The following is a 21633-nucleotide window of genomic DNA, read 5'->3' on the forward strand; positions in this document are numbered from 1 at the left end:
AGCTCTCAGTCTTGTGCAAGTGCGGACTCAGGATACGTTCCCGGTAACCCGGACCCGCTTGCTGCCTGCTGCTACAGGCGCTGGTTCATGTGCCTTGCGGCGCTCTTCCAGATAGTTGTCGATACCATTTTTGAGCGCGATCAGCAGTCCTAGCCCGATAAAGGCGCCGGGCGGAAGAATCATGAACAGCATATCCGGGTAGTTGTCGAAGGGGCGGATCACCCAGTCGGCAGCAACGGGGCCCAGCAGCAGGTGCATGTCCACAAATAGGGTGCCCTGTCCGATAAGTTCCCGAAGGCCGCCCAGAACAACCAGCACCGCCAGAAAGCCAAGGCCCATCATGGCGCCATCCAGCAGTGCCGGAAGTGGTGGATTTCTGGAAGCAAAAGCGTCAGCCCGGCCGAGGATGGCGCAGTTGGTGACGATCAGTGGAATGAAGATGCCAAGAATCAGATAAAGCTCATAGGTAAAGGCCTGCATGAGCAATTCGGCGCAGGTTACGAATGAAGCGATGATCATGACGAATGCGGGCAGGCGCACAGACTCGCTTACGAAATTGCGAATCAGTGACACCGCAAGATTGGACCCCATGAGCACCATGAGTGTAGCCAGCCCAAGCCCGATGGCATTAACAACGGTACTGGTCACGGCCAGAAGCGGGCAGAGCCCAAGCACCTGGACGAGGGCCGGGTTGTTGTCCCAGAGCCCGTCGCGGATGATTTCGCTCGATGATTTGGTTGCCATGATCAGGAATGCTCCGTATTGGACGATTCGCCGGCAATCGCTTCAGGGTTCAGGATCTTATCTCTCGGTGACGGCTCTTCGTTGAGCCGCTCCCGGATAATCTGACGGTTTTCCCGAAAATAGATCAGCGCTTTCTGAACCGCTTTCACTACAGCCCTTGGCGTGATGGTCGCGCCTGTGAACTGATCGAATTCTCCACCATTCTTTTTAACGTTCCACTCCCGGTGCGGTGGTTTGCCCAGCGAGCGGCCATCGAAACTCTTGATCCAGTCGGATTTGCGGGTTTCGATCTGGTCTCCCAGCCCCGGCGTTTCCTTGTGACTGGTTACCCTCACTCCGAGAATGGTCCCCGTCATGTCCACTCCCACGAGGAGATGAATCTTGCCGGAATACCCGTCGGGTGCTACCACGGGCATTATCATGCCAATGGGCTGCTCGTTCTGTCGAGCTACCCAGACGTTCAGAGGGCCGGGCTGTGCCAGGCGCTCACTGGCAGGCAACTGTACCGTATCCCTGAGCAGGTCGTTGTTGTGCCGGCTTTCGGGAATGATTTCATACAGGGCCTGGGCCTCTGCGCGGGCGGCCTGTTCACGAATTCGCTCTTCCGTGGCCACCTGGGTTACGGCAATGGTGCCGCCGGTGATCACGGCGAACAGGCCGAGCCCGATGGCGCTGCGGCGGATGGACTGTGCAACTGCAGCCATGATTACCCCTGGCTCCCCGGTACACCCCGACGGGCCTTGTGGTGGCCATAAGTGCGTGGAGGTGTGTAATGATCAATGAAAGGAACGGCAAAATTCATCAGAAGAACGCTGAACGCCACGGCGTCGGGATAATTGCCCCAGGTGCGGATCAGGTAGATCAGAATGCCAATTCCCGCTCCATAGATGAGTTTCCCCTGGTGGCTCGTAGCTGCTGACACCGGGTCGGTAGCGATAAAAAAGGCGCCGAGCATGGTCCCGCCTGCAAGCAGATGCAGGGATAGTGGTGCATAGAGGTCGGCATTGTTGCCAAAGGCCAGGCTCATTACGATCATCCCACCAAGAAATCCTGCCGGAATGTGCCAGGTAATGATCCGCAGGGCGATGAGCAGAAGGCCTCCTGCCAGAAATGCCGCATTGACCCATTCCCAGCCTCTGGCGATACCCTCACCAAACGTCGGGTGGTTCAGCACCTCGGTTGCTGTGTGGGTGGTGATCTTGTGTTTGTACTCGTCAAGAGGCGTTGCCATTGTCCAGCCATCGACCGCTGTTTGCTGGCCGGAGGCTATGGTTGCCAGGGTCTCGCCAAAGCCCGGAGCACCGTCCCAGAGCATGGCGGGCTCTGCCCAGTTCGTCGTCATCGCCACCGGAAAAGACACCAGAACCAGGGCGTAACCAACCATGGCAGGGTTGAAAGGATTTGAGCCCAGCCCGCCATAGAGTTGTTTGGCCACAACGATAGCCGAGATCACTGCGACCGCAGATACCCACCAGGGCGCAAATTGTGGCAGCGACAGACCTAACAGAAGGCCGGTGACGGCGGCCGTATTGTCTTTGATGAAGAAGGCGACCGGCTTTTTTCTGAGCTTGAGCAGGGCAGCTTCAGAGGCGATCGCCAGGGCAATACAGAAGACCACGTTGATCAGGTTGCCCCAGCCGAAGAATAGCGTCTGGGCCAACAGGCCAGGCAATGCCGCAATAAGAACCCACAACATCACGCGGGATGTTGGCCGGGCCTTGTGGGCGTGTGGCGATGACTGCTGAACAAATGCCATGGATGTGTTGCCTGATCTCGTTTAGTGGGTTGTCTGGGATTCAGTCGGACCGGCGGCCAGCTTTTCTCTGGCCTCAGACAGCGCCTCTTCCGCTCTTTGCACCCGATCGTGATTCTTGGCCACGGCCCTCTCCAGCTTCTCGACGTTGTCTGCCTGCTGGGCTTTGGCGTCATCAAGCATGCCTTGCATGGTTTCCAGCTTGGACCTGGCCTGCTCCAGCTGCTTCTCAAGGGCCTCGATGTCGGGCTTTTCTTCGGTCGGCGGCGCACTGGGGGCAGGCGACTGGGACGCTTGTGCCTTTGCTTTCTTACGGGCCAGGGCCTGCTCCACAAGCGCCGACTTGGCGGCACGTTCGTCAACAGCCTGACCGTCGGCGGCCGCTTTCTCCGCCTCTGCCTGTTTTTTCGCGGCTGCTTCGGCTGCGGCCTGCGCCCGCTCCTTGCGCCTCAGTTCTTTCTCCTGTTGCTCGCGCTCGAGGCGGGCCTGGCGTGCCTCGAAGCGTTCCCGGGCCCGGTCGGCTTTCAACTGTTCTGCCTGTTGGGCACGGATTTCACCCTTGGCGAACCGATAGTACTGAACCAGCGGAATCGAACTCGGGCAAACATAGGAACAGGCGCCACATTCTATGCAGTCAAACAGGTTCAGGTGCTCCGCCTTTTCAAATTCGGTGGCCTTGGCGTGCCAGAAAAGTTGCTGCGGCAACAGCTCCATGGGGCAGGCTTCGGCGCACTGGCCACACCGGATGCAGGGTTGTTCCGGTGGTGGTGCCGGCAGTTCAGCTGCCGTTGCCGCAATCACGCAATTGGTGGTCTTGATGACCGGTACCGCTTCGGTCGTGAGTGTGTAACCCATCATGGGGCCGCCAAGCACCAGGCGGCTGACCGCATCCTGGTTAACACCAGCCTGCCCGAGCAGATGCTTAATCGGTGTGCCAATAAGCGTTTCGAAGTTGCCCGGTTCCCGAACGGCTTCCCCCGTGATGGTAACAATTCGGGAAATCAGCGGCGTACCCTCCAGGACCGCATTTGCCACGGCAACGGCGGTTCCGATGTTCTGGCACATCACGCCGATATCGGCGGGAATTCCGCCGCTGGGCACTTCCATGCCGGTCAGTATCTGGATCAGCTGTTTCTCGCCACCGGAGGGATACTTGGTGGGAACAACCGCAATTTCGGTCTGGGTGCCTTCGGTGGCTTTTCGCAGCGCGGCAATGGCTTCGGGTTTGTTGTCCTCAATACCGATCACGCAACGCTCGGGGCGCAGAATCCACGCCATGATTTTTAGCCCGGCAACCACCTCGTCGGCCTTTTCCCGCATGGTCATGTCATCAGCGGTGATATAGGGCTCGCATTCTGCGCCGTTCAGAATGAGCGTGCTGACCTTGCGATCCCTTGGTGGCCGGAGTTTGATATTGGTGGGAAAGCCGGCTCCACCCATACCGGAAATACCGGCATCACGGATAATTTGCAGAACCTCGTCGCGCTCCAGAGAACGATAATCCGCCACTGGACTGCGCTGGCAACATTGGTCCTCGCCATCCGGTTTCAGGGTGATGCACCGGTCCGCCATACCTGAGGGATGGGGGACAGGGAAGTCGGCGATGCTCTCGATTACCCCGGACGTCGGTGCATGAACGGGAACGCCCATGCCGGTTTTAACGTCGGCAATTTTCTGGCCCTTCAAAACCCGCTCGCCGACCTCAACAATGGCCTCCGCCGGATCGCCGATGTGCTGCTGAAGTGGCAGAACCAACTGGGCAGGCATGCCCGCATCGCGAATCGGACGCGCGGTCGAGATGTCTTTGTGTTCCGGAGGATGTATACCGCCGGAGAAGTCCCAGAGTTGAGTCATCAGGCACTGGCTCCCTGGCGATCGGTGGCAATGAGTCCGGATTTGGGCGGTGTCCAGGTCCAGGTACGAATATCGGGTTCCACCGTCACCATGTCGATGCAGTCCACCGGGCAGGGATCAACACACAGATCGCAGCCGGTGCATTCGCTCTCAATGACCGTGTGCATGTGCTTGGCGGCGCCAAGAATGGCGTCCACGGGGCAGGCCTGGATGCACTTGGTGCAACCAATGCATTCGTCCTCACGAATCACCGCAACCCGTTTGACCTGTTCAACGCCGTGTTCGGCATCCAGGGGTTCCGGTTCCACATCCAGCAGGTCTGCCAGTGCCTTGATGGTAGACTCGCCGCCCGGCGGGCATTTGTTGATCGGCCCCCCTCGGCAATGGATTCGGCGTAGGGCCGGCAACCGGGATAGCCGCACTGGCCACACTGGGTCTGGGGAAGAAGGGCGTCAATCTGATCCACCAGCGGGTTGCCCTCCACCCTGAACCGTTCGGCCGCAAATCCGAGCAGGCCGCCGAAAACAACGGCCAGGGCCAGAAGCACCACAACGGCAACAAGAACGCTTGTCCACATAACCTGTTACTCCTAATCCCGCCGGCCGATCAAACGCTGACCAGGCCGCCAAAGCCCAGGAAAGCCAGGGCCATCAATCCGGCTGTCACCAGCCCGATGGCAGCACCGCGAAAGGCCACCGGCACATCGGACACGGCGATGCGCTCACGCATGGCGGCGAACAGCACCAGAACCATCGAGAAGCCCGCTGCTGCACCAAATCCATACAACACGGACTCAACGAAGTTGTTGTTCTTGTTGATGTTAAGCAGGGCGACGCCCAGCACCGCGCAATTCGTGGTGATCAACGGAAGGAAGATGCCCAATACCCGGTAAAGCAACGGGCTGGTTTTGCGCACCACCATCTCGGTGAACTGAACCACCACGGCAATCACCAGGATAAAGGTGATGGTTCTGAGGAACGCGAGGTCCAGCGGCTCGAGCAGGTAGGTATAGGCAAGGTAACTGCACACCGAAGCCAGGGTCAGCACGAACGTGGTGGCCAGGGACATCCCCATGGCCGTTTCCAGTTTTCCGGAAACGCCCATAAAGGGACACAGGCCCAGGAACTGAACCAGTACAAAATTGTTCACCAGAATGGTGCTGACCAGAATCAGCAGATATTCGGTCATTTACCTTGCTCCATTGGCACCTGTCAGCGCTCAGCCCGGTCGCCCTTACATAATCCGCATGCCGGGCGTGGCGCCCGAATCCGGGGACAGGATAAAGATGTCCTTGCCTCCCGGGCCGGCCGCCAGAACCATACCCTCGGACATTCCGAACTTCATCTTCCGCGGCTTGAGGTTGGCGACCATGACGGTCAGGCGTCCCTCGAGATCTTCCGGCTTGTAGGCTGACTTGATACCAGCAAACACGTTGCGCTCGCCATGCCCTATGTCAAGGGTGAGGCGAAGAAGCTTGTCGGCACCTTCCACATGCTCTGCTTTGACAATTTTAACGACCCGAAGATCCACTTTCGCGAAATCGCCAAATTCTATTTCATCGGCGATGGGTTCAAGATTGGCAGCGGGTGCCGGTTTTCCGGTCGCTGCGGGCAACTCCTCCTTGGAGGAATCCAGCATTTTCTCGATCTGGGCCATATCCACACGGTTCATCAACGGCTTGAACTTGTTGATGCCGTGGTTCTCCAGGCGTTCGCTCCGATTGTTCCAGTCCAGCGGTGCATTCAGGAAAGCCTCGGAGGCCTTGGCGGTCTCCGGCAGCACCGGTGCCAGATAGGTCATCAGAAGATGGAACATGTTGATGGCGTTGGTGCAGATGGCCTGGAGATTCTCGTCCTGGCCTTCCTGCTTGGCGATCACCCAAGGCTGCTCATCATTGACGTACTGGTTGGCAATGTCTGCCAGTTCCATGATCCGTCTCATCGCGCGGCCGAATTCGCGGGACTCGTAGTATTCCTCGATTTCCTTGCCGGCCTCGATGAATTCCTTCAGTTTGGCGTGCTCGGTGACCTGGCCAAGCTGGCCGTCGAAGCGCTTGGTAATGAAACCGGCACTGCGGCTGGCAATGTTTACCACCTTGCCCACCAGATCCGAGTTCACCCGGGCAGCAAAGTCTTCCAGGTTCAGGTCCATGTCATCCACGCTGCCGGTCAGCTTGGCGGCGAAGTAGTAGCGCAGGTATTCGGGGTTCAGATGATCCAGGTAAGTGCGCGCCATGATGAACGTGCCGCGGGACTTGGACATTTTCTTCCCGTTAACGGTGACAAAGCCGTGAGCCCAGACTGCGGTTGGTGTGCGGAAGCCCGCATCGTGCAGCATGGACGGCCAGAACAGCGCGTGGAAGTTGATGATGTCCTTGCCGATGAAGTGGTAGACCTCGGCGGTGGAATCGGCCTTCCAGAAGTGCTCGAAATCGATGCCTTCCCGGTTGCAAAGGTTCTTGAAGCTGGCAAGGTAGCCGATCGGCGCATCCAGCCACACGTAGAAGTATTTCCCGGGCGCGTCCGGAATCTCGAAACCGAAGTAGGGCGCATCACGGCTGATGTCCCACTCCTGAAGGCCTGCGTCCAGCCATTCCGCCAGTTTGTTGGCCACCTGGGGTTGCAGCGTGCCGCTGCGGGTCCACTTGGCGAGGAAGTCCTGGAAATCCGGCAGCTTGAAGAAATAGTGCTCGGACTCTTTCTCGATCGGTGTGGCGCCGGAAACCGCCGAGCGCGGATTGATCAGCTCGGCCGGCGTGTAGGTTGCGCCACAGGCCTCGCAGTTATCCCCGTACTGGTCCTCGGTTTTGCACTTGGGGCAGGTGCCCTTGATGAACCGGTCCGCCAGGAACATGTTCTTCTCAGGGTCGTAGGACTGGGTAATCTTGCGCGTGGCAATGTGCCCGTTTTCCTGAAGCTGACGGTAAATATATTCCGAGAAATAGCGGTTCTCTTCGGAATGGGTGGTGTAATAGTTGTCGAACAGGATGTGGAACCCGGCGAAGTCCTCCTGATGCTCCTCGCGGATCCGGTCGATCAGCTGCTCGGAGGTAATGCCTTCCCGCTCGGCACGAAGCATGATGGCAGTGCCATGGGCGTCATCGGCGCAAACGTAGTAACAATTCTGGCCACGCATCTTCTGATAACGCACCCAGATGTCGGTCTGAATGTATTCCAGCAGGTGCCCCAGATGAATAGGGCCGTTGGCGTACGGCAGGGCGCTGGTAACCAGAATATCGCGCTGTTGCTTGCTCGCTTGCGTCATGGTGATGTCCGAACCTTATGTTGACACGGGTTGGAAAGACAAAACGGGGAACTGGTGGCTGTCTTGATTGATTGCCCCAGGTAAAGACCCCATATGGTCAGAAACGGGCACAGATGATACCTTCCGAGCAGAGAATTTTCACCCGAATCACCTGTTTCCGTGCTTAAAATCGAGCATGAGCTTATTCCGGAGAACCCGATGACACAGATTTCTGAGCAGGCCCTGCAATCAGCGGTTCGCGAGTTCCGTGATCCTTACCTCAACAAGGACCTCTACCAACTGGGTGCCGTAAAATCCCTGAACGCCGACGAGCGCGGAAACGTCACCCTCATGGTCGAGCTGCCATACCCCTCGAAAGGCATTGCAGGTGCCCTCAAGCAGCTTGTCGGTAATGCTCTGGAAGACGTCGACGGTGTCGAGAATGTGGACGTCCACGTGGGCCAGAAAATCCACTCCTACAAAGTCCAGAAAGATCTGCCCTCGGTACCCGGCGTGAAAAACATCATCGCTGTCGCGTCGGGCAAGGGTGGCGTCGGTAAATCCACCACCGCCGTCAACCTGGCCCTGGCACTCCAGGCCGAAGGTGCACGGGTCGGCATCCTCGACGCCGACATCTACGGCCCCAGCATCGGCATGATGCTCGGCGTGCCCGAAGGCAAACGCCCGGACACACGCGAAAACAAATACTTCGTCCCCATGGACGCCCACGGCCTCCAGGCCAACTCCATGGCTTTTGTCGTTACCGAGAAAACCCCCATGGTCTGGCGCGGCCCCATGGTCAGCGGCGCCGTGATGCAACTGCTCCAGCAGACCCTCTGGAACGAACTCGACTACCTCATCGTCGACATGCCCCCCGGCACCGGCGACATCCAGCTCACCCTGGCCCAGAAAGTCCCGGTAACCGGCGCCGTCATCGTCACCACACCACAGGACATCGCCCTGCTGGACGGCAAGAAAGGCATCGAAATGTTCCGCAAAGTCGATATCCCGGTGCTTGGCGTGGTCGAAAACATGAGCGTCCACATCTGCAGCAACTGCGGCCACGAAGAACCCCTCTTCGGCCACGGCGGCGGTGAACGCATTGCCCAGGAATACGACACAACACTCCTGGGCCAACTGCCCCTGCACATGACCATCCGCGAACAGACCGACGGCGGCACCCCCTCAGTGATCGCCGAACCGGACTCCGAAGTGGCCCGTCGTTACCGGGATATCGCGAGAAGGGTAGGGGCTGAACTGTCCACTCGGGAGCGAAACCTTTCCGGTTCGATCTCAAGCGTTTCAGTCACGGAGCACTGACAACGTCTCGAGGTTTGCGGCGTTTCACTCCGAAGTTAGTTCGCGGTCTTAGGGGCAGCCTTCCAAAAATGTCGAAGGCCATGGATGGCCTTCGCCAAGCGCACATGGATGTGCTCGTAGCGGTTTTTGGAAGGCTGCTCCTATGAGCGCAGCCCGCCAATTCTGAGGTCCGAGCACTCAGCCGCAGCCCCCAGAAGTAAAGACTCGACAGCCTTCGACAGACCCCAAGGGAAAAGGTAAACTACGCCCCAATTTTCCCAGTGGATACGAGACTTCGCCAATGAGCATCAAATCCGACAAGTGGATTCGCCGGATGTCCGAACAACACGGCATGATCGAACCGTTCGAAAGCGGACAGGTTCGTGAAACCGAAAAAGGCCGCGTGATCTCTTACGGCACCTCCAGCTACGGCTACGACGTACGCTGCAGCAACGAATTCAAAATCTTCACCAACGTCCACTCCGCCACCGTGGACCCGAAGAACTTCGACGAAAACAGCTTCGTCAACTACACCGGCGACGTCTGCATCATCCCGCCGAACTCCTTTGCACTGGCCCGCACCGTTGAATACTTCCGCATTCCACGAAGCGTCCTGACCATCTGCCTGGGCAAGTCCACCTATGCGCGTTGCGGCATCATCGTCAACGTCACCCCGCTGGAGCCGGAATGGGAAGGCCAGGTTACCCTGGAATTCTCCAACACCACCAACCTGCCGGCGAAGATCTACGCCAACGAAGGCGTCGCCCAGATGCTCTTCTTTGAGTCCGACGAGATCTGTGAAACCAGCTACAAAGACCGCGGCGGCAAATATCTTGGCCAGACCGGCGTGACCCTGCCCAGGACATGAACGCCAACCAGTTCCTGAAAGCCGTTTCACAACTGCAGGGATGGCGCGAATGCGCCTTCCTGCTCGCTCTGGCTGAGCGCTCATTCCCGAACTACGCCCTGTTTGCCGATGCCATGGGCCTGAAGACCGGTGCCAAAATGCGCCAGCTTCTGGATCTTGGCTGGGATCTCCTCCAAAAAGACGTCTCCGAATCGGCGATCCCGCAGTTGCTCGCCAAACTGGAAACCCTGTCGCCGGACGTGGACGCCTACGACGCCTACGGTGTTTACCCGGCCTTCGACTTCTGTCAGCTACTGGAGCAGGCTCTGCTGAACCGCCTGAACCCCTCCAAACACCGCGCTACCGATGCGTCACAGATGGCGACCGGAACCGTGATGAACTTTATTGAGCTGTCCGAAGGGGAAGACCTCGAGGAAGACGAGCTCGTCCGTCTGCTTGATCATCACCCGTTGATGAAAGAAGACAAAACCTTCCAGCGGGACCTGATCCTGGAGCTGAAGCGCCAACGCACGCCAACCGATCAGTTCGTGGCCCGTCTCCGGGAGGATGCAGCCAACGAGGGCGTCAGTAACCTTGGCATTTCGCTCACCGAATAAACGTTGGGGAGCGAGCAAGCTACACTTTCGGTATTACCCGTTGTATTCAGAATAGGTCAGATGGATTTTATCCCATGAAACTCTCTGCTTTTGGTCGCAAGTTCACCGCCGATGCCGGTATCACGTCCCTCATGGATGACCTGGGTAACGCCATGGCATCCGGCGACGACATGATCATGATGGGCGGGGGAAATCCCGGGCATATTCCCGAGATCCAGCAGAGAGTGCAGGAAATTCTCGCGGATATGAGTCGTAACGAAGGCGATGTTCGCCGTCTGGTCGGCATCTACGATCCGCCCCAGGGGGAAAAGCAGTTTATCGCCTCGCTCGCCGAGCTGCTCAACCGCGAATATGGCTGGGGCCTGAAACCCGAGAATATCGCCCTGACCAACGGCAGCCAGGCGGCCTTCTTTATGTTGTTCAACATGTTTGGCGGAGACTACGGGGACGGTAACCGCAAGCATATTCTTTTGCCGCTTGCGCCCGAGTACATCGGCTACGCTGACGCTGGCATTGAACCGGGCCTGTTCCATGCGGTGCAGCCGGACATCTCGTTCACCGACGCCCACGAGTTCAAATACCGGGTGGATTTTGATGCCGTAGAGGTTACCGGTGAGACCGGCGCTATCTGTGTGTCACGTCCCACCAATCCGACCGGTAACGTCGTTACTGACGAAGAGCTTGCCCGGCTTGAAGAGCTCGCCCGCCAACACGACATACCACTGATCGTCGATGGCGCGTATGGCACACCATTTCCGAGCTTGCTGTTCGTTGATGCAGCACCCACCTGGAACGACCAGATCATCCTCTGCCTGAGCCTCTCGAAGCTTGGTTTGCCGGCAGCGCGGACCGGAATCGTGATTGCGGCCGAACCGGTGATCAAGGCGTTGTCAGGCATTAATGCCATTATGAACCTGGCCACGGGCAGTTTTGGCGCCATGCTGGCAGAGCCTCTGGTTCGTTCCGGTGAAATATTGTCCCTGAGCCGGGATGTGGTTTGCCCGTTCTACAAGGCGAAGATGGAACGGGCGGTATCCGCGTTCCGGGAGGCCATGGGAGAGGACAGCTGCCGCTGGTATGTGCACAAGCCCGAGGGCGCCATGTTCCTGTGGCTCTGGTTCCCGGATCTGCCGATCTCCAGCCTTGAGCTGTATCAGCGGTTGAAGAGCCGAGGGGTTCTGGTCGTTTCCGGACACTATTTCTTTCCCGGATTGCCGGAAGATGGCTGGAGGCACCGGCATGAGTGTCTGCGCGTGACCTACTCCCAGGACGACGACCGGGTTGCCGAGGGCCTCCGGATCATTGCCGATGAGGTCAAGGCCGTGTGGCGCGAGGCCGGGCGTGAGGTCTAGCGCTCGAACTCTGCTTCCTTGAGTTTCAATTCGTAGGTGCTGCCGTCCGGCTCAACCTGCCTGAGGCGGACTAGCAGGAAATTCTGCTCCGGCGAGAACCACATCAGCGTCTGGCGCTTGGAATCCTCGCGAACCTTCTCCGCCTTCAGGGTGGCGCTCTGTTTGTTGCCGGTGCTCATATTCTCCCCATTGATCACCGCGAAGCGATCAGTGTCGATAGAGTTACCGTCGAGCACCCGATAGGTCATTTCCCGCTTGCCATTCTTGATGTCCTGGTGCAGCTGAAGCTGGTAGCCCAGCGGATCCAGCAGGCCTTCTTCCAGCGCCAGTTCGAAGGGCTTTCCCTTGTATTCCCCGGTTGCCATGCCTGCGGACCAGTCGAAGTCGATAGAGTTCTTGCGGTCGCTGATCAGGAAACCGGATAAGCGGTATCGATATCGCATGGGTATGACGTGCCCGTCCTCCCAGCGGAATACCAGCGATTCATCGATGCTGACAATGAAGGAGTCGACATCCGTGCGGTACAGCCAGACATCGTTGCCCTGGGAGGAGAGTGTGCGTTTTGCGGTGCCATTGAGAGAGAGACCCTTCTCCATGGCTGCGGTATAGCTGGCCTCGAAGGGGGTGAGGTCCGCTTCGGTCTCGGCATGCAGTGTGACCGGTCCGGCGAGAATGCCGAGACAGGCCAGCAGTGCGGCGCAACCAAATCTGATGAGACGTCGTGAAAGCATCTTGTTAAACCCGAACAATTACCGTCATCAATGGCGACAGTGTAGCTGCTCGGGCAGGATGCGGGGATGACAATTCGTTCAGGCGATGCCTCAGTTGTCCGGCAAGCGCATCGGAGCGTTCAAGGGTTCGCCGTCGAACAACACATAATCGCTACCCAGTTGAATCCGGCCCTCACAGAACCAGCGGACAACAATGGGGTAGAGAATGTGTTCCTTGGCCTGTACCTTCTCCGCGAGGCTTTCTGGCGTGTCATCGGAAACAATCGCCACTTCTGCCTGGGCAATCACGGGGCCGCCGTCCAGCTCTTCAGTAACGAAGTGGATGGAAACGCCATGTACGGTATCGCCCGCTTCCAGTGCACGACGGTGAGTATTCAGCCCGGTGTACTTCGGCAACAGGGACGGGTGAATGTTCAGCATCTTACCCCGGAATGCCCGAACAAAATCCGTGGTCAGAATGCGCATGAAGCCTGCCAGGACAATCAGATCCGGATTGTATCGGAGGATTTCCGCCATCAGGGAGGCATCAAACTCATCCCGGGATTCGAAATTCTTGTGGTTTACCACAAAGGTCTCGATATTGGCCTGGGCCGCGCGCTCAAGGGCAAACGCGCCGGGCTGGTTGCAGCCAACGGCAATGATCTGACCGGGAAAATCCCGCTCCCGGCTGGCGTCAATCAGTGCCTGAAGGTTGGTGCCGCTTCCGGAGGCGAGCACCAGGATTTTCGGTAACGGGGTCTGATCTGCCTTCATGCCGACAGCAGCCCCGGTGCATAGCGAACGCAGGCATCTGCCTGTTCGTCATCGGCACGTTCGATCAGGCCTACCTGCCAGGCATGTTCGCCCAGTGCTTTCAGGGTATCCAGGGCCAGCTCCTTCTGGTTGGCAGGCACGCAGACAATCATGCCGAGACCACAGTTAAAAGTGCGGTACATCTCTTCACTGGCAACGCCGCCGTTGTCCTTGAGCCACTGGAATACCGGGGGCAATGACCAGCTGTTTGTATCGATGGCAGCGATCGTGCCGTTCGGCAGCACCCTGGGAATATTTTCCGGCAGGCCACCACCAGTGATGTGGGAGAGGGCACGAACGTCGACTTCGCGAATCAGCTGCAGAAGATTCTTTACGTAGATTCGAGTCGGTGCCATCAAGGCGTTGGCCAGGGTGGTATCGCCGATTGGCTGCTCGAGGTCAGCGTTGCTGACTTCCAGAATTTTCCGGATCAGGGAGTAGCCGTTGGAGTGAGGGCCGGAAGAGCCCAGGGCAATCAGCACGTCTCCGGCCTGGACGCGGCCGCCGTCAATAATCTCGCTGCGTTCGGCAACGCCTACGCAGAAGCCAGCCAGATCGTAGTCGTCGCCTTCGTACATGCCCGGCATTTCAGCGGTTTCGCCGCCGACCAGCGCACAGCCAGCCTGCTCGCAGCCCTCGCCGATTCCGGCAACCACCTGAGTGGCAACGTCTACGTTCAGCTTGCCGGTCGCGTAGTAGTCGAGGAAGAAAAGCGGTTCAGCGCCGCCGACAACCAGATCGTTCACGCACATGGCGACCAGATCGATGCCGATGCTGTCGTGCTTGTCCAGTTGCATGGCCAGTCTGAGCTTTGTGCCCACTCCGTCGGTGCCGGAAACCAGAACCGGTTCGTTATATCCGGCGGGGATGGAGACCATGGCGCCGAAGCCGCCGAGACCGCCAAGAACCTCGGGGCGGCGGGTGCGCGCGGCGGTGTCCTTGATTCGGCTGACGAGTTCATTGCCGGCATCAATATCAACGCCAGCATCGCGGTAGGTCAGGGAGGGCTTCTGTTCGCTCATGGTGTACTTAACCGTTGGCCAGTGGGTCAGGCGGCGGATTTTAACAGGTGCGGTGTGGCGCTCCAAATGTATATTGCTTTTCCGAAATCCGGGGCCGCTACTCACACCTTGGGGCATGGTGTATCCTATGCGCCATTCATGCGAATTGCAGGGTGTTTCATGTCAGTATCAGGGCAAAAGCCGGCACACAGGTCTTTATCCGGGGCGTGGGTCGTTGCGTTGTTCACCGTTCTGCTGTCTGGGTTTTCCGCTCAGGCGAGTGCCGTGACGGTTTCCGGTCTCTATTCGGCAAAGGTGCCAGTGGAAGGGTCCTCGTCGGGTCAACTCGCCCAGGGATATGCAGACGGGCTGAGCCAGGTACTGGTAAGGGTTTCCGGTACCCGAGACGTACTGGCGATGGAGGGCGTTGAAGCCCTGCTGTCCGATGCCGAGTCGTTACTGCTTTCCTATCAGGTTGCCCGTGGCGAGTCCGGGCAGAGTGTTCTGAGCATGTCCTTCGGAGCGGTTGGCGTGAATCGCGCGCTGGCTGCAATTGATGCGCCGGTGTGGGGTGCCAACAGACCGCTCACGCTGGCCTGGATTGCTGCCGAGGATCGTGGATCGAGAACACTCGTAACACGGCCCGGGGCCGGCTCTGGTCTGGAAGACGCAGGAGCCTGGAGGGCTGCGTTCGATGAGGCGGCCAGAAAGCGTGGCTTGCCCGTGGCGCTGCCCCCGTCAGATTTCAGCTCTGACCGCGAATTGCTCTCGGATATCTGGGGGCAGTTTATTGGTCGGGTGAAGTCTGCATCCGGGAATCTGGACCATGATGTGCTCGCTTTGGTGCGGGTCAGCCGTGCTGGCGGGCAATGGCGTGCCGGCTGGGTCTTCGATGGTATGGCCATGAATGCCGGGGAAGAGTCGGTAACCGCCGATACCCCGGAAGCGCTGGCGGAGGCGACGATAAACCGCTGGGCGGAGCTATACGCCAGCCGATACGCGGTTGCTGCATCGGAAGTGGGCGATTCGCCCCAGGTGGACATTGTGCTGCGTGGCGTTACGTCGCTTGAAGACTATGCCGGCGCCAATAAGGTGCTGGAAGGACTGACCCCCGTGGTTAGCGTTGGTGCCCATCGGGTACGGGACGAACAACTGACCCTGCGGGTGGCTTTCTCCGGTGAGCTGGACCAGCTGCGGGAGTACATCGCCCTGGATCCGCGCTTCGTTCCAATGGAGGCCGACGTTCCGGCAGAACCTCCGGTTACCGCCCGCACAGCAGAGGGCCAGGTGGCGTCGCCTGGGCCGAACCCGCAAGAGGCGCTCGAGAGCGAGGTATCGCAGCCGGCTGGCCCGGATCAGCAAACCTCTGCGGAGGCGTCTGAAGAGACTGCCCTGTTTACCTATCAGCCGGTGCCCGTCGATGAGGAAGATGCCAGGGAGGCGTTCGAATCCCTGTACCAGGTTCTGTATTATCGTTGGCAACCGTCTTCTGTCATCGGGAGCGATGGCGGCGAATAAGGTGTAACCGGAGGGAGTCTTTTGAATTTGCACCGCTGGCGCTGGATTCCCAATGCCCTGACGTTCCTGCGCATTCTTCTGATCGCTCCCTTCGCGGGAGCGTTACTGATCGGAGATTATCGCCGAGCGTTGCTGATATTCTTTCTGGCCGCCGGCACAGACGCGGTTGACGGCTTCCTTGCCCGCCATTTCAATTGGCGTTCCAGGCTTGGTGCAATTGCAGATCCTCTCGCCGACAAGGCCTTGTTGATCACCGCGTACCTGATGCTTACTCTCACCGCTGTGCTGCCCGTGTGGCTGTTTCTGCTGGTGTTGGGGCGTGATCTGCTGATTGTAGTCGGCGCTCTGGCCTACCACTACAAGGTTGGTCGATACGATATGGAGCCCAGCATTCCCGGCAAGATCAATACGTTTATCCAGATTCTTGTAGCCCTGGCTATCATCGTGCTTCTGGCGGACCTGCCGATGCAGCCCTGGGTGGTGGATGCCGGCATTATCCTGGTGGCTGTTTCCACCGTGTTCAGCGGGGGGCATTATCTGTTTGTGTGGGGCTTGCGGGCCTGGAGGGCTACCCGGCCATGACCGCATCCCAGTTGGTACTCGGGGTCAAGCTGCGTGATGACGCCCGATTCGACAATTTCCATGGCGACCGGAACACGGGCGCAGCCCAGCGTCTTGAAAGCGTTTGTCAGCAACCTCATGATATGCCTGTCGTTGTTCTGTGCGGTGATGCCGATACCGGCAAGAGCCATCTTCTACAGGCAGTGTGCCACCTGGGCGAAAAGCAGGGCAGGGCAGCGGTGTGTATCAGCATCGCAGAGCTCGAGCCTTTTGGTCCCGATGCCTTGTCGGGGCTTGAGACCCATGAGATCGTCTGTCTTGACGATGTCGACCGCATTGCAGGCCAGCGGGTATGGGAAGAGGCCATTTTTCATCTCTATAACCGGATTCTCGATCGAGGCGGCCTTTTGCTGGTGAGCCTGGCCGATTTGCCGGCCAGTCTGCCTTTTGAGTTGCCGGATCTGATCTCCAGATTCAGTCACGGGCTGGTCATCCAGTTGGGTATCTACCGGGATGAGGATCGCCTGACCATTCTTAGGGCCCGTGCCGAGAAGCGTGGCCTGGTGATGGCGGATGATGTGGCCAGCTATATAATGCGCCGGGCGCCCCGAAGGCTCGGTGATTTGCTGGGGATTCTGGATATACTGGATGAAAATTCACTTCAGGCACAGAGACGGCTTACTATCCCGTTTGTGAAGACAGTGATGGGGTGGTGAGTTGGAATGGGTTCATCGCAGGGCAGAAATCGATAACGGATTCATCAAGGGAGAGGCAAAATGAGACGGGTGGTATTCAACCAGAAAGGCGGTGTCGGTAAGTCCAGTATCACGTGCAATCTCGCAGCTATCAGCGCCGCTCGTGGAAAGCGAACCCTGGTCGTGGATCTTGATCCGCAGGGAAACTCCACCCACTACCTGCTGGGCAAGCCTGCCAGCGAGCTCAAGGACACCGTGGCGGATATGCTGGAGCAGACGGTGGCCTTTACCGTGTTCAATCGCCGTCCGGACGAATTTGTCCATGCATCACCGTTCAAGAACCTGTTTGTGATGCCCTCCAGCCCGGAGCTGGATTTTCTCGAGCGCAAGCTGGAGGCCAAGCACAAGATATACAAGCTGAGGGAAGCCCTGAAAAAACTGGGTGAATCCTTCGATGCGATCTACATCGATACCGCGCCGGCGCTCAATTTTTATACCCGGTCTGCCCTGATTGCAGCCCAGCGCTGCCTGATACCCTTCGACTGTGACGATTTTTCCCGTCAGGCGCTGTATAACATCCTCAACGAAATTCGTGATCTGCAGGAAGACCACAACGAGGATCTTGTTGTCGAAGGGATTGTTGCCAACCAGTTCCAGCCGCGGGCCAGCCTGCCCAAACAGCTGGTTAGGGAGCTTACCGAGGAGGGCTTGCCGGTTCTGCCTGTGCGTCTCTCGAGTTCCGTGAAGATGAAAGAGTCCCACCAGAGCCGGCAGCCCCTGATTCACATGGCACCCAAGCACCCACTGACGCGCCAGTACGAGGACCTGTTCCGGGTTCTGCATGGCGAAACCGTGGAGCTTGAGCCGCTTAACGATTGAAGCGAGACTGATATGACCGAATCCGGTAACCCGGTCGGGCAGGTTGCGGACTGCCTTCTGAACATTGAGATGGAGTTGCGGCAGCTGGGGCTCTGGGAGTCAGAGCCGCCACCGGACGAGGCGTTCCAGAGTGCGCAGCCCTTTTGCATCGATACGCTGGAATTTACCCAGTGGCTGCAATTTGTTTTTGTGGAAAGAATGAAGATCATCATCGAAAACGACCACCCGTTGCCCTCGGCCTCCGGCATAGCGCCGATGGCCGAAGAGCATTTCCGGGGGCGACCGGAGTCCGGTAACAGGCTGGTTCGGGAGCTGGAGGTGATCGACCGCCTGCTTAGCGGGGAGTGATCAGTCCAGTCTCATTGACAGGTCGACAGCCTTTAAATCCTTGGTCAGCGCGCCAATCGAGATGAAGTCCACGCCGGTTTCGGCGATCGGCACCAGGGTGTCGGCATTGATTCCCCCGGATGCCTCCAGCTTTGCTTTGCCACCCGTGGTAGCGACCGCGGTCCGCATGTCTTCAAGTGAGAACTCATCCAGCATGATGATGTCTGCACCCGCTCGAAGGGCTTGTTCCAGCTCGTCAAGGTTCTCGGTTTCCACCTCCACCGGTTTGCCTGGCGCAATCCGGTGGGCGGCTTCAATGGCCTGGGCAATGGAGCCGCAGGCGGCAATGTGATTTTCTTTGATCAGGAAAGCATCCCACAGCCCGATCCGATGATTGAAGCAGCCGCCACAGGTTACAGCGTATTTCTGGGCCAGGCGCAGACCCGGCAGGGTTTTACGGGTATCCAGCAGTCGAACACCGGTGTGCGCAACCCGGGCGGCATAGCCGGCGCAGGCGGTCGCAACGCCAGACAGGGACTGGAGCCAGTTCAGAGCCGCGCGTTCGGAGCTCAGCAGGCTTCGTGCCGAACCCTGCATGGTAAACAACACCTGATCCGGTGACACGGTCTCGCCATCGGCCACCTGCCAGTTGAGCTCAACGGCCGGATCCACCTGTCGGAAAACCTCGTCCACCCACTCCCTGCCCGCGATGGTGGCGGTTTCCCGCGTAATTACCCGCCCTGTTGCGTGTTTGTCGGCGGGTATCAGTCTGGCCGTGATGTCGCCATCGCCGATGTCCTCCCGCAGACTCTGGGCAACATTTTCAATTCTGGCCTGGCGAAGGAGTTCAGGGGGGATCATAGGGCAAAAAGTCCGGTGCAGTGGGTTGTCGGCGTTTCAGGCTGCCAATTCTAAAGCGCCGCTGGTGAATCGCCAAACTCTTGGGGCAGGGCTGCTAAACTGTGATGCACGTCAGGTCTACACAAAAGGTGACAAAATCTGACACAACCTGACGTGGGCAGCTCGTATCATGTGAAGTGGAGAAATAAACAGGCAATTGTGTAAGACAGGGCGGAGCAGCGAGATGGTGCACGATAACAAGGTTGTCAGCTTTTCAGGCCAGAAACCGCCCGCCCGGTTTTCTTTGCCTGCGTCCCTCGTGCGCCTTCGTGACGCATCGGGTCAGTCCCTCAAGTCCGTTCTTGCCAGTTTTTTCGATCGTGCCGATGATGCCCTGTTTGAACTCGCCGACAGAGCCGGCTCCAACCTCGACCAGACCGCCTACTTTGATGCCATGCGGGAGCTCAGGCTTCGTCGCAAGGCCATGGTGGTCTCGATCCTCCAGTACGTCAGCCAGGCTTTCAATGAAATCGGCAGGTTCCAGCCCCAACAAAGTGCCAGGTCCCTGGATGAAGTTGACGAGGACTCTCTCAGCCTCGTTGATCATTCCCAGCTTGAGCAGCAGGTGGCAGTCGACAATCTCATAAATAAACTCCGGAACCGTTATACCGAACAGATCCGTCTGCTTACCGTCCGGGTCGGGCATCTGGTGCCGGGCATCGAGCTGAAAGACGCACAAATGCCGCTGAGCCCTGAAATCATCTGTGGCGGTGTTGCCGAGGCCTGTGCAGACCTCGACATTGATATCCGGGCCAAGCTGGTGGTTCTGAAGCTGTTTGATCGCCTGCTTGCCGATACCCTCGGGGATTTCTACAAAGAAGCCAATCGCACCTTGATCAGTGAAGGCGTAATGCCTGACATGAAACGACCGCCCACCGGCAAGGTGCCCTCCCGCTCTGGTCAACGTGGGTCAGGAGAGAGTTCAGTGCCGACCAGTGCCAGCGGTCAGGCGGATTCTGCCAGCGAGAGTCAGGGTATGTCTCAGTCACAGGCCACTTTCTCGGAGCTCAGCGCGCTGTTGCATCGCGGTGAGTCCAATGCTGTCACTGGTGGATCCCCGGTCGGCGAAAGCTACATTGACACCGACAGGCTCATGGCCCGTTTGACTGAAGCGCAGTCGAGTAGCAGGCAATGGGGTGAAGGTACCGTTGTACCTCTGAACGAGCAGCTTCAACCCATCCTGCGTTCCGGCGACGGCAACAGCCTGAGCGTTGGGCAGGTCGACAGTGACGTGATCAATCTGGTTTCCATGCTGTTCGACTTTATTCTGGAAGATCGCCAACTGCATCCGGTGATGAAAGCATTGATCGGGCGCCTGCAGATTCCGGTGCTGAAAGTGGCGCTGAGTGACAAGAACTTTTTCAACCGGGGCGGTCACCCGGTTCGAAAACTGCTTAACGAGCTGGCACTCTCGGCCATTGGCTGGACCGAGAAGAAGGCCGGGCAAAGAGACCCGCTTCGGGACAAAATCGAATCAGTGGTAGATCGGGTTCTGTCTGAGTTCACTACCAACGTCTCCCTGTTCGAGGAGTTGCTGAAAGATTTCAGCCACTTCATGGATCTCGATCGCCGACGTCGTGAGCTCGTCGAGCAACGTCTTCGGGATGCTGAAGAAGGGCGTGCTCGTCAGGAGCGGGCGTCCCAGGCGGCGGAAGGCCTGGTTCAGGAGCTGACAGAACAGCGGGACGTACCCGAACCGGTTGCCGGCCTCCTGAGCGAAGCCTGGACCCGGTACCTGCAATGGGTTGTCCTCCGGGAGGGCGAGGAAAGCGACCGGTGGCAGCACGCCCGGAACCTGACCGAGCAGCTGGTCTGGAGTGTGGATCCGCGCCCGGTCACTGATACCACCAGGTCAGATTTGCTGAGGGCAATACCGGCCATTGTGGACGACCTTCGCAAGGCACTGCAGGATATTTCCTGGGACCCGTTTGCCACCGATGCGGCCATTCGCGACCTTGAACTTGCCCATGTGGACGTTTTCCAGCGATTGGTGACGGCTCCGTCCAGGCCGGAATCACCTTCGGAACCAGAGGATCTGCTCGTTCCGGAACCCGCTGCTGAGCAGCCCGTCGAGCCCCCTGAGCCGGCGGCCGAAGACGCTGTCAAAGCAACGCCCTCGCCGGCCGAGCCTGAAGTGCCTGTTTCTGTGGTCAGCGAGACTGCCTCCCAGGCTGACGCTGAAACGCAGACTGCTTCAGTATCTCCAGAGTGGCTGTCAAAGGCCGAAAGCCTGCGTGTGGGTTCCTGGATTGAGCTTACCCGCGACGAAACCCGGGTGCGCTGTAAGCTTGCGGCCTTTATCAAGGCTACTGGCAAATATATCTTTGTGAATCGCAGTGGCGCGAAGGTGGCAGAGTATCTGCGTCAGGAACTGGCCGCCGACATGGAATCCGGGAAAATCAGCATGCTGGATGATGGTCTGATCTTCGACCGGGCACTGGAGTCGATCATCGACAACCTGCGCAGCAGCCGCAAGGACTGATTCGTAGCAACCGTGGCAACTTTGTGATTCAATCAGAG

At 58.5% G+C, this 21633-nt stretch carries 20 protein-coding genes and 1 pseudogene; 10 read left to right on the forward strand and 11 right to left on the reverse strand.

Annotated features, from left to right (window positions below):
- Positions 1–27: 27 nt before the first annotated feature.
- The 7 genes and pseudogenes from HP15_RS06450 to metG all read right to left on the reverse strand — a co-directional run bounded on the left by HP15_RS06450 (position 28) and on the right by metG (position 7615).
- Complete coding sequence (locus HP15_RS06450; protein WP_014576721.1) at positions 28–744, reverse strand: electron transport complex subunit E; 717 nt, start codon at positions 742–744, stop codon at positions 28–30.
- Positions 745–746: 2 nt separating this feature from the next.
- Positions 747–1448, reverse strand: a complete 702-nt coding sequence (gene rsxG / locus HP15_RS06455) for an electron transport complex subunit RsxG (RefSeq protein ID WP_014576722.1) — start codon at positions 1446–1448, stop codon at positions 747–749.
- 2 nt (positions 1449–1450) lie between these two features.
- On the reverse strand, positions 1451–2500 hold the full coding sequence (rsxD, locus tag HP15_RS06460; RefSeq protein ID WP_041645144.1) for an electron transport complex subunit RsxD: 1050 nt from the start codon (positions 2498–2500) through the stop codon (positions 1451–1453).
- A gap of 21 nt (positions 2501–2521) precedes the next feature.
- Positions 2522–4351, reverse strand: coding sequence for an electron transport complex subunit RsxC (gene rsxC, locus HP15_RS06465; protein WP_041645145.1), 1830 nt, complete (start codon positions 4349–4351; stop codon positions 2522–2524).
- A pseudogene (gene rsxB, locus HP15_RS06470) lies at positions 4351–4928 on the reverse strand (electron transport complex subunit RsxB). The gene rsxC and the pseudogene rsxB overlap by 1 nt, the downstream one beginning before the upstream one ends.
- A 29-nt stretch (positions 4929–4957) precedes the next feature.
- Positions 4958–5539: an electron transport complex subunit RsxA gene (gene rsxA, locus HP15_RS06475; RefSeq protein WP_014576726.1), complete on the reverse strand. Its 582-nt coding sequence runs from the start codon at positions 5537–5539 to the stop codon at positions 4958–4960.
- Positions 5540–5584: 45 nt separating this feature from the next.
- Positions 5585–7615, reverse strand: a complete 2031-nt coding sequence (gene metG, locus HP15_RS06480) for a methionine--tRNA ligase (RefSeq protein ID WP_014576727.1) — start codon at positions 7613–7615, stop codon at positions 5585–5587.
- 198 nt (positions 7616–7813) lie between these two features.
- On the opposite strand from metG, the gene apbC reads away from it, so the two are divergent.
- The 4 genes from apbC (at position 7814) to HP15_RS06500 (ending at position 11709) form a co-directional block, all read left to right on the forward strand.
- On the forward strand, positions 7814–8914 hold the full coding sequence (gene apbC / locus HP15_RS06485) for an iron-sulfur cluster carrier protein ApbC (RefSeq protein WP_041645146.1): 1101 nt from the start codon (positions 7814–7816) through the stop codon (positions 8912–8914).
- Between the two features lie 280 nt (positions 8915–9194).
- Positions 9195–9761: a dCTP deaminase gene (gene dcd, locus HP15_RS06490; protein ID WP_008172848.1), complete on the forward strand. Its 567-nt coding sequence runs from the start codon at positions 9195–9197 to the stop codon at positions 9759–9761.
- Positions 9758–10357 (forward strand): YjaG family protein, encoded by a 600-nt coding sequence (locus tag HP15_RS06495; RefSeq protein WP_008172846.1) that lies wholly within the window; start codon positions 9758–9760, stop codon positions 10355–10357. The genes dcd and HP15_RS06495 overlap by 4 nt, the downstream gene beginning before the upstream one ends.
- A 74-nt stretch (positions 10358–10431) precedes the next feature.
- Entirely contained in the window at positions 10432–11709 is a 1278-nt protein-coding gene (locus HP15_RS06500; protein WP_014576729.1) for a valine--pyruvate transaminase, read from the forward strand.
- Here HP15_RS06500 and HP15_RS06505 read toward each other — a convergent pair.
- The 3 genes from HP15_RS06505 to purM form a co-directional block, all read right to left on the reverse strand.
- Positions 11706–12440, reverse strand: a complete 735-nt coding sequence (locus HP15_RS06505; protein WP_041645147.1) for a DUF3108 domain-containing protein — start codon at positions 12438–12440, stop codon at positions 11706–11708. The two genes, HP15_RS06500 and HP15_RS06505, sit on opposite strands and share 4 nt — an antisense overlap.
- Positions 12441–12530: 90 nt before the next feature.
- Positions 12531–13193, reverse strand: coding sequence for a phosphoribosylglycinamide formyltransferase (gene purN / locus HP15_RS06510; RefSeq protein WP_014576731.1), 663 nt, complete (start codon positions 13191–13193; stop codon positions 12531–12533).
- Positions 13190–14254, reverse strand: coding sequence for a phosphoribosylformylglycinamidine cyclo-ligase (purM, locus tag HP15_RS06515; RefSeq protein WP_041646167.1), 1065 nt, complete (start codon positions 14252–14254; stop codon positions 13190–13192). Before purM ends, purN begins: the two co-directional genes overlap by 4 nt.
- A gap of 219 nt (positions 14255–14473) precedes the next feature.
- Here purM and HP15_RS06520 point away from each other — a divergent pair, with 219 nt between their 5' ends.
- The 5 genes from HP15_RS06520 to HP15_RS06540 are packed head-to-tail and all read left to right on the forward strand — an operon-like array spanning position 14474 to position 18234.
- Positions 14474–15751 (forward strand): DUF2066 domain-containing protein, encoded by a 1278-nt coding sequence (locus tag HP15_RS06520; RefSeq protein WP_041645148.1) that lies wholly within the window; start codon positions 14474–14476, stop codon positions 15749–15751.
- A gap of 21 nt (positions 15752–15772) precedes the next feature.
- Positions 15773–16333: a CDP-alcohol phosphatidyltransferase family protein gene (locus HP15_RS06525; protein WP_169702144.1), complete on the forward strand. Its 561-nt coding sequence runs from the start codon at positions 15773–15775 to the stop codon at positions 16331–16333.
- On the forward strand, positions 16330–17028 hold the full coding sequence (hda, locus tag HP15_RS06530; protein WP_014576735.1) for a DnaA regulatory inactivator Hda: 699 nt from the start codon (positions 16330–16332) through the stop codon (positions 17026–17028). Before HP15_RS06525 ends, hda begins: the two co-directional genes overlap by 4 nt.
- Before the next feature lie 60 nt (positions 17029–17088).
- Complete coding sequence (locus HP15_RS06535) at positions 17089–17886, forward strand: ParA family protein (protein ID WP_008172831.1); 798 nt, start codon at positions 17089–17091, stop codon at positions 17884–17886.
- Positions 17887–17898: 12 nt separating this feature from the next.
- The gene (locus tag HP15_RS06540) at positions 17899–18234 is read left to right on the forward strand and encodes a YqcC family protein (RefSeq protein WP_014576737.1); all 336 of its coding nucleotides are present in this window, start codon (positions 17899–17901) and stop codon (positions 18232–18234) included.
- Here HP15_RS06540 and nadC read toward each other — a convergent pair whose 3' ends face one another.
- A complete protein-coding gene (gene nadC, locus HP15_RS06545; RefSeq protein ID WP_014576738.1) occupies positions 18235–19074 on the reverse strand; it encodes a carboxylating nicotinate-nucleotide diphosphorylase in 840 nt (279 codons plus the stop codon). It lies immediately after the preceding gene.
- Positions 19075–19297: 223 nt separating this feature from the next.
- On the opposite strand from nadC, the gene HP15_RS06550 reads away from it, so the two are divergent.
- Complete coding sequence (locus HP15_RS06550; protein WP_014576739.1) at positions 19298–21595, forward strand: DUF1631 domain-containing protein; 2298 nt, start codon at positions 19298–19300, stop codon at positions 21593–21595.
- Positions 21596–21633 lie beyond the last annotated feature (38 nt).

Source organism: Marinobacter adhaerens HP15 (genome assembly GCF_000166295.1).
GTDB lineage: Bacteria > Pseudomonadota > Gammaproteobacteria > Pseudomonadales > Oleiphilaceae > Marinobacter > Marinobacter adhaerens.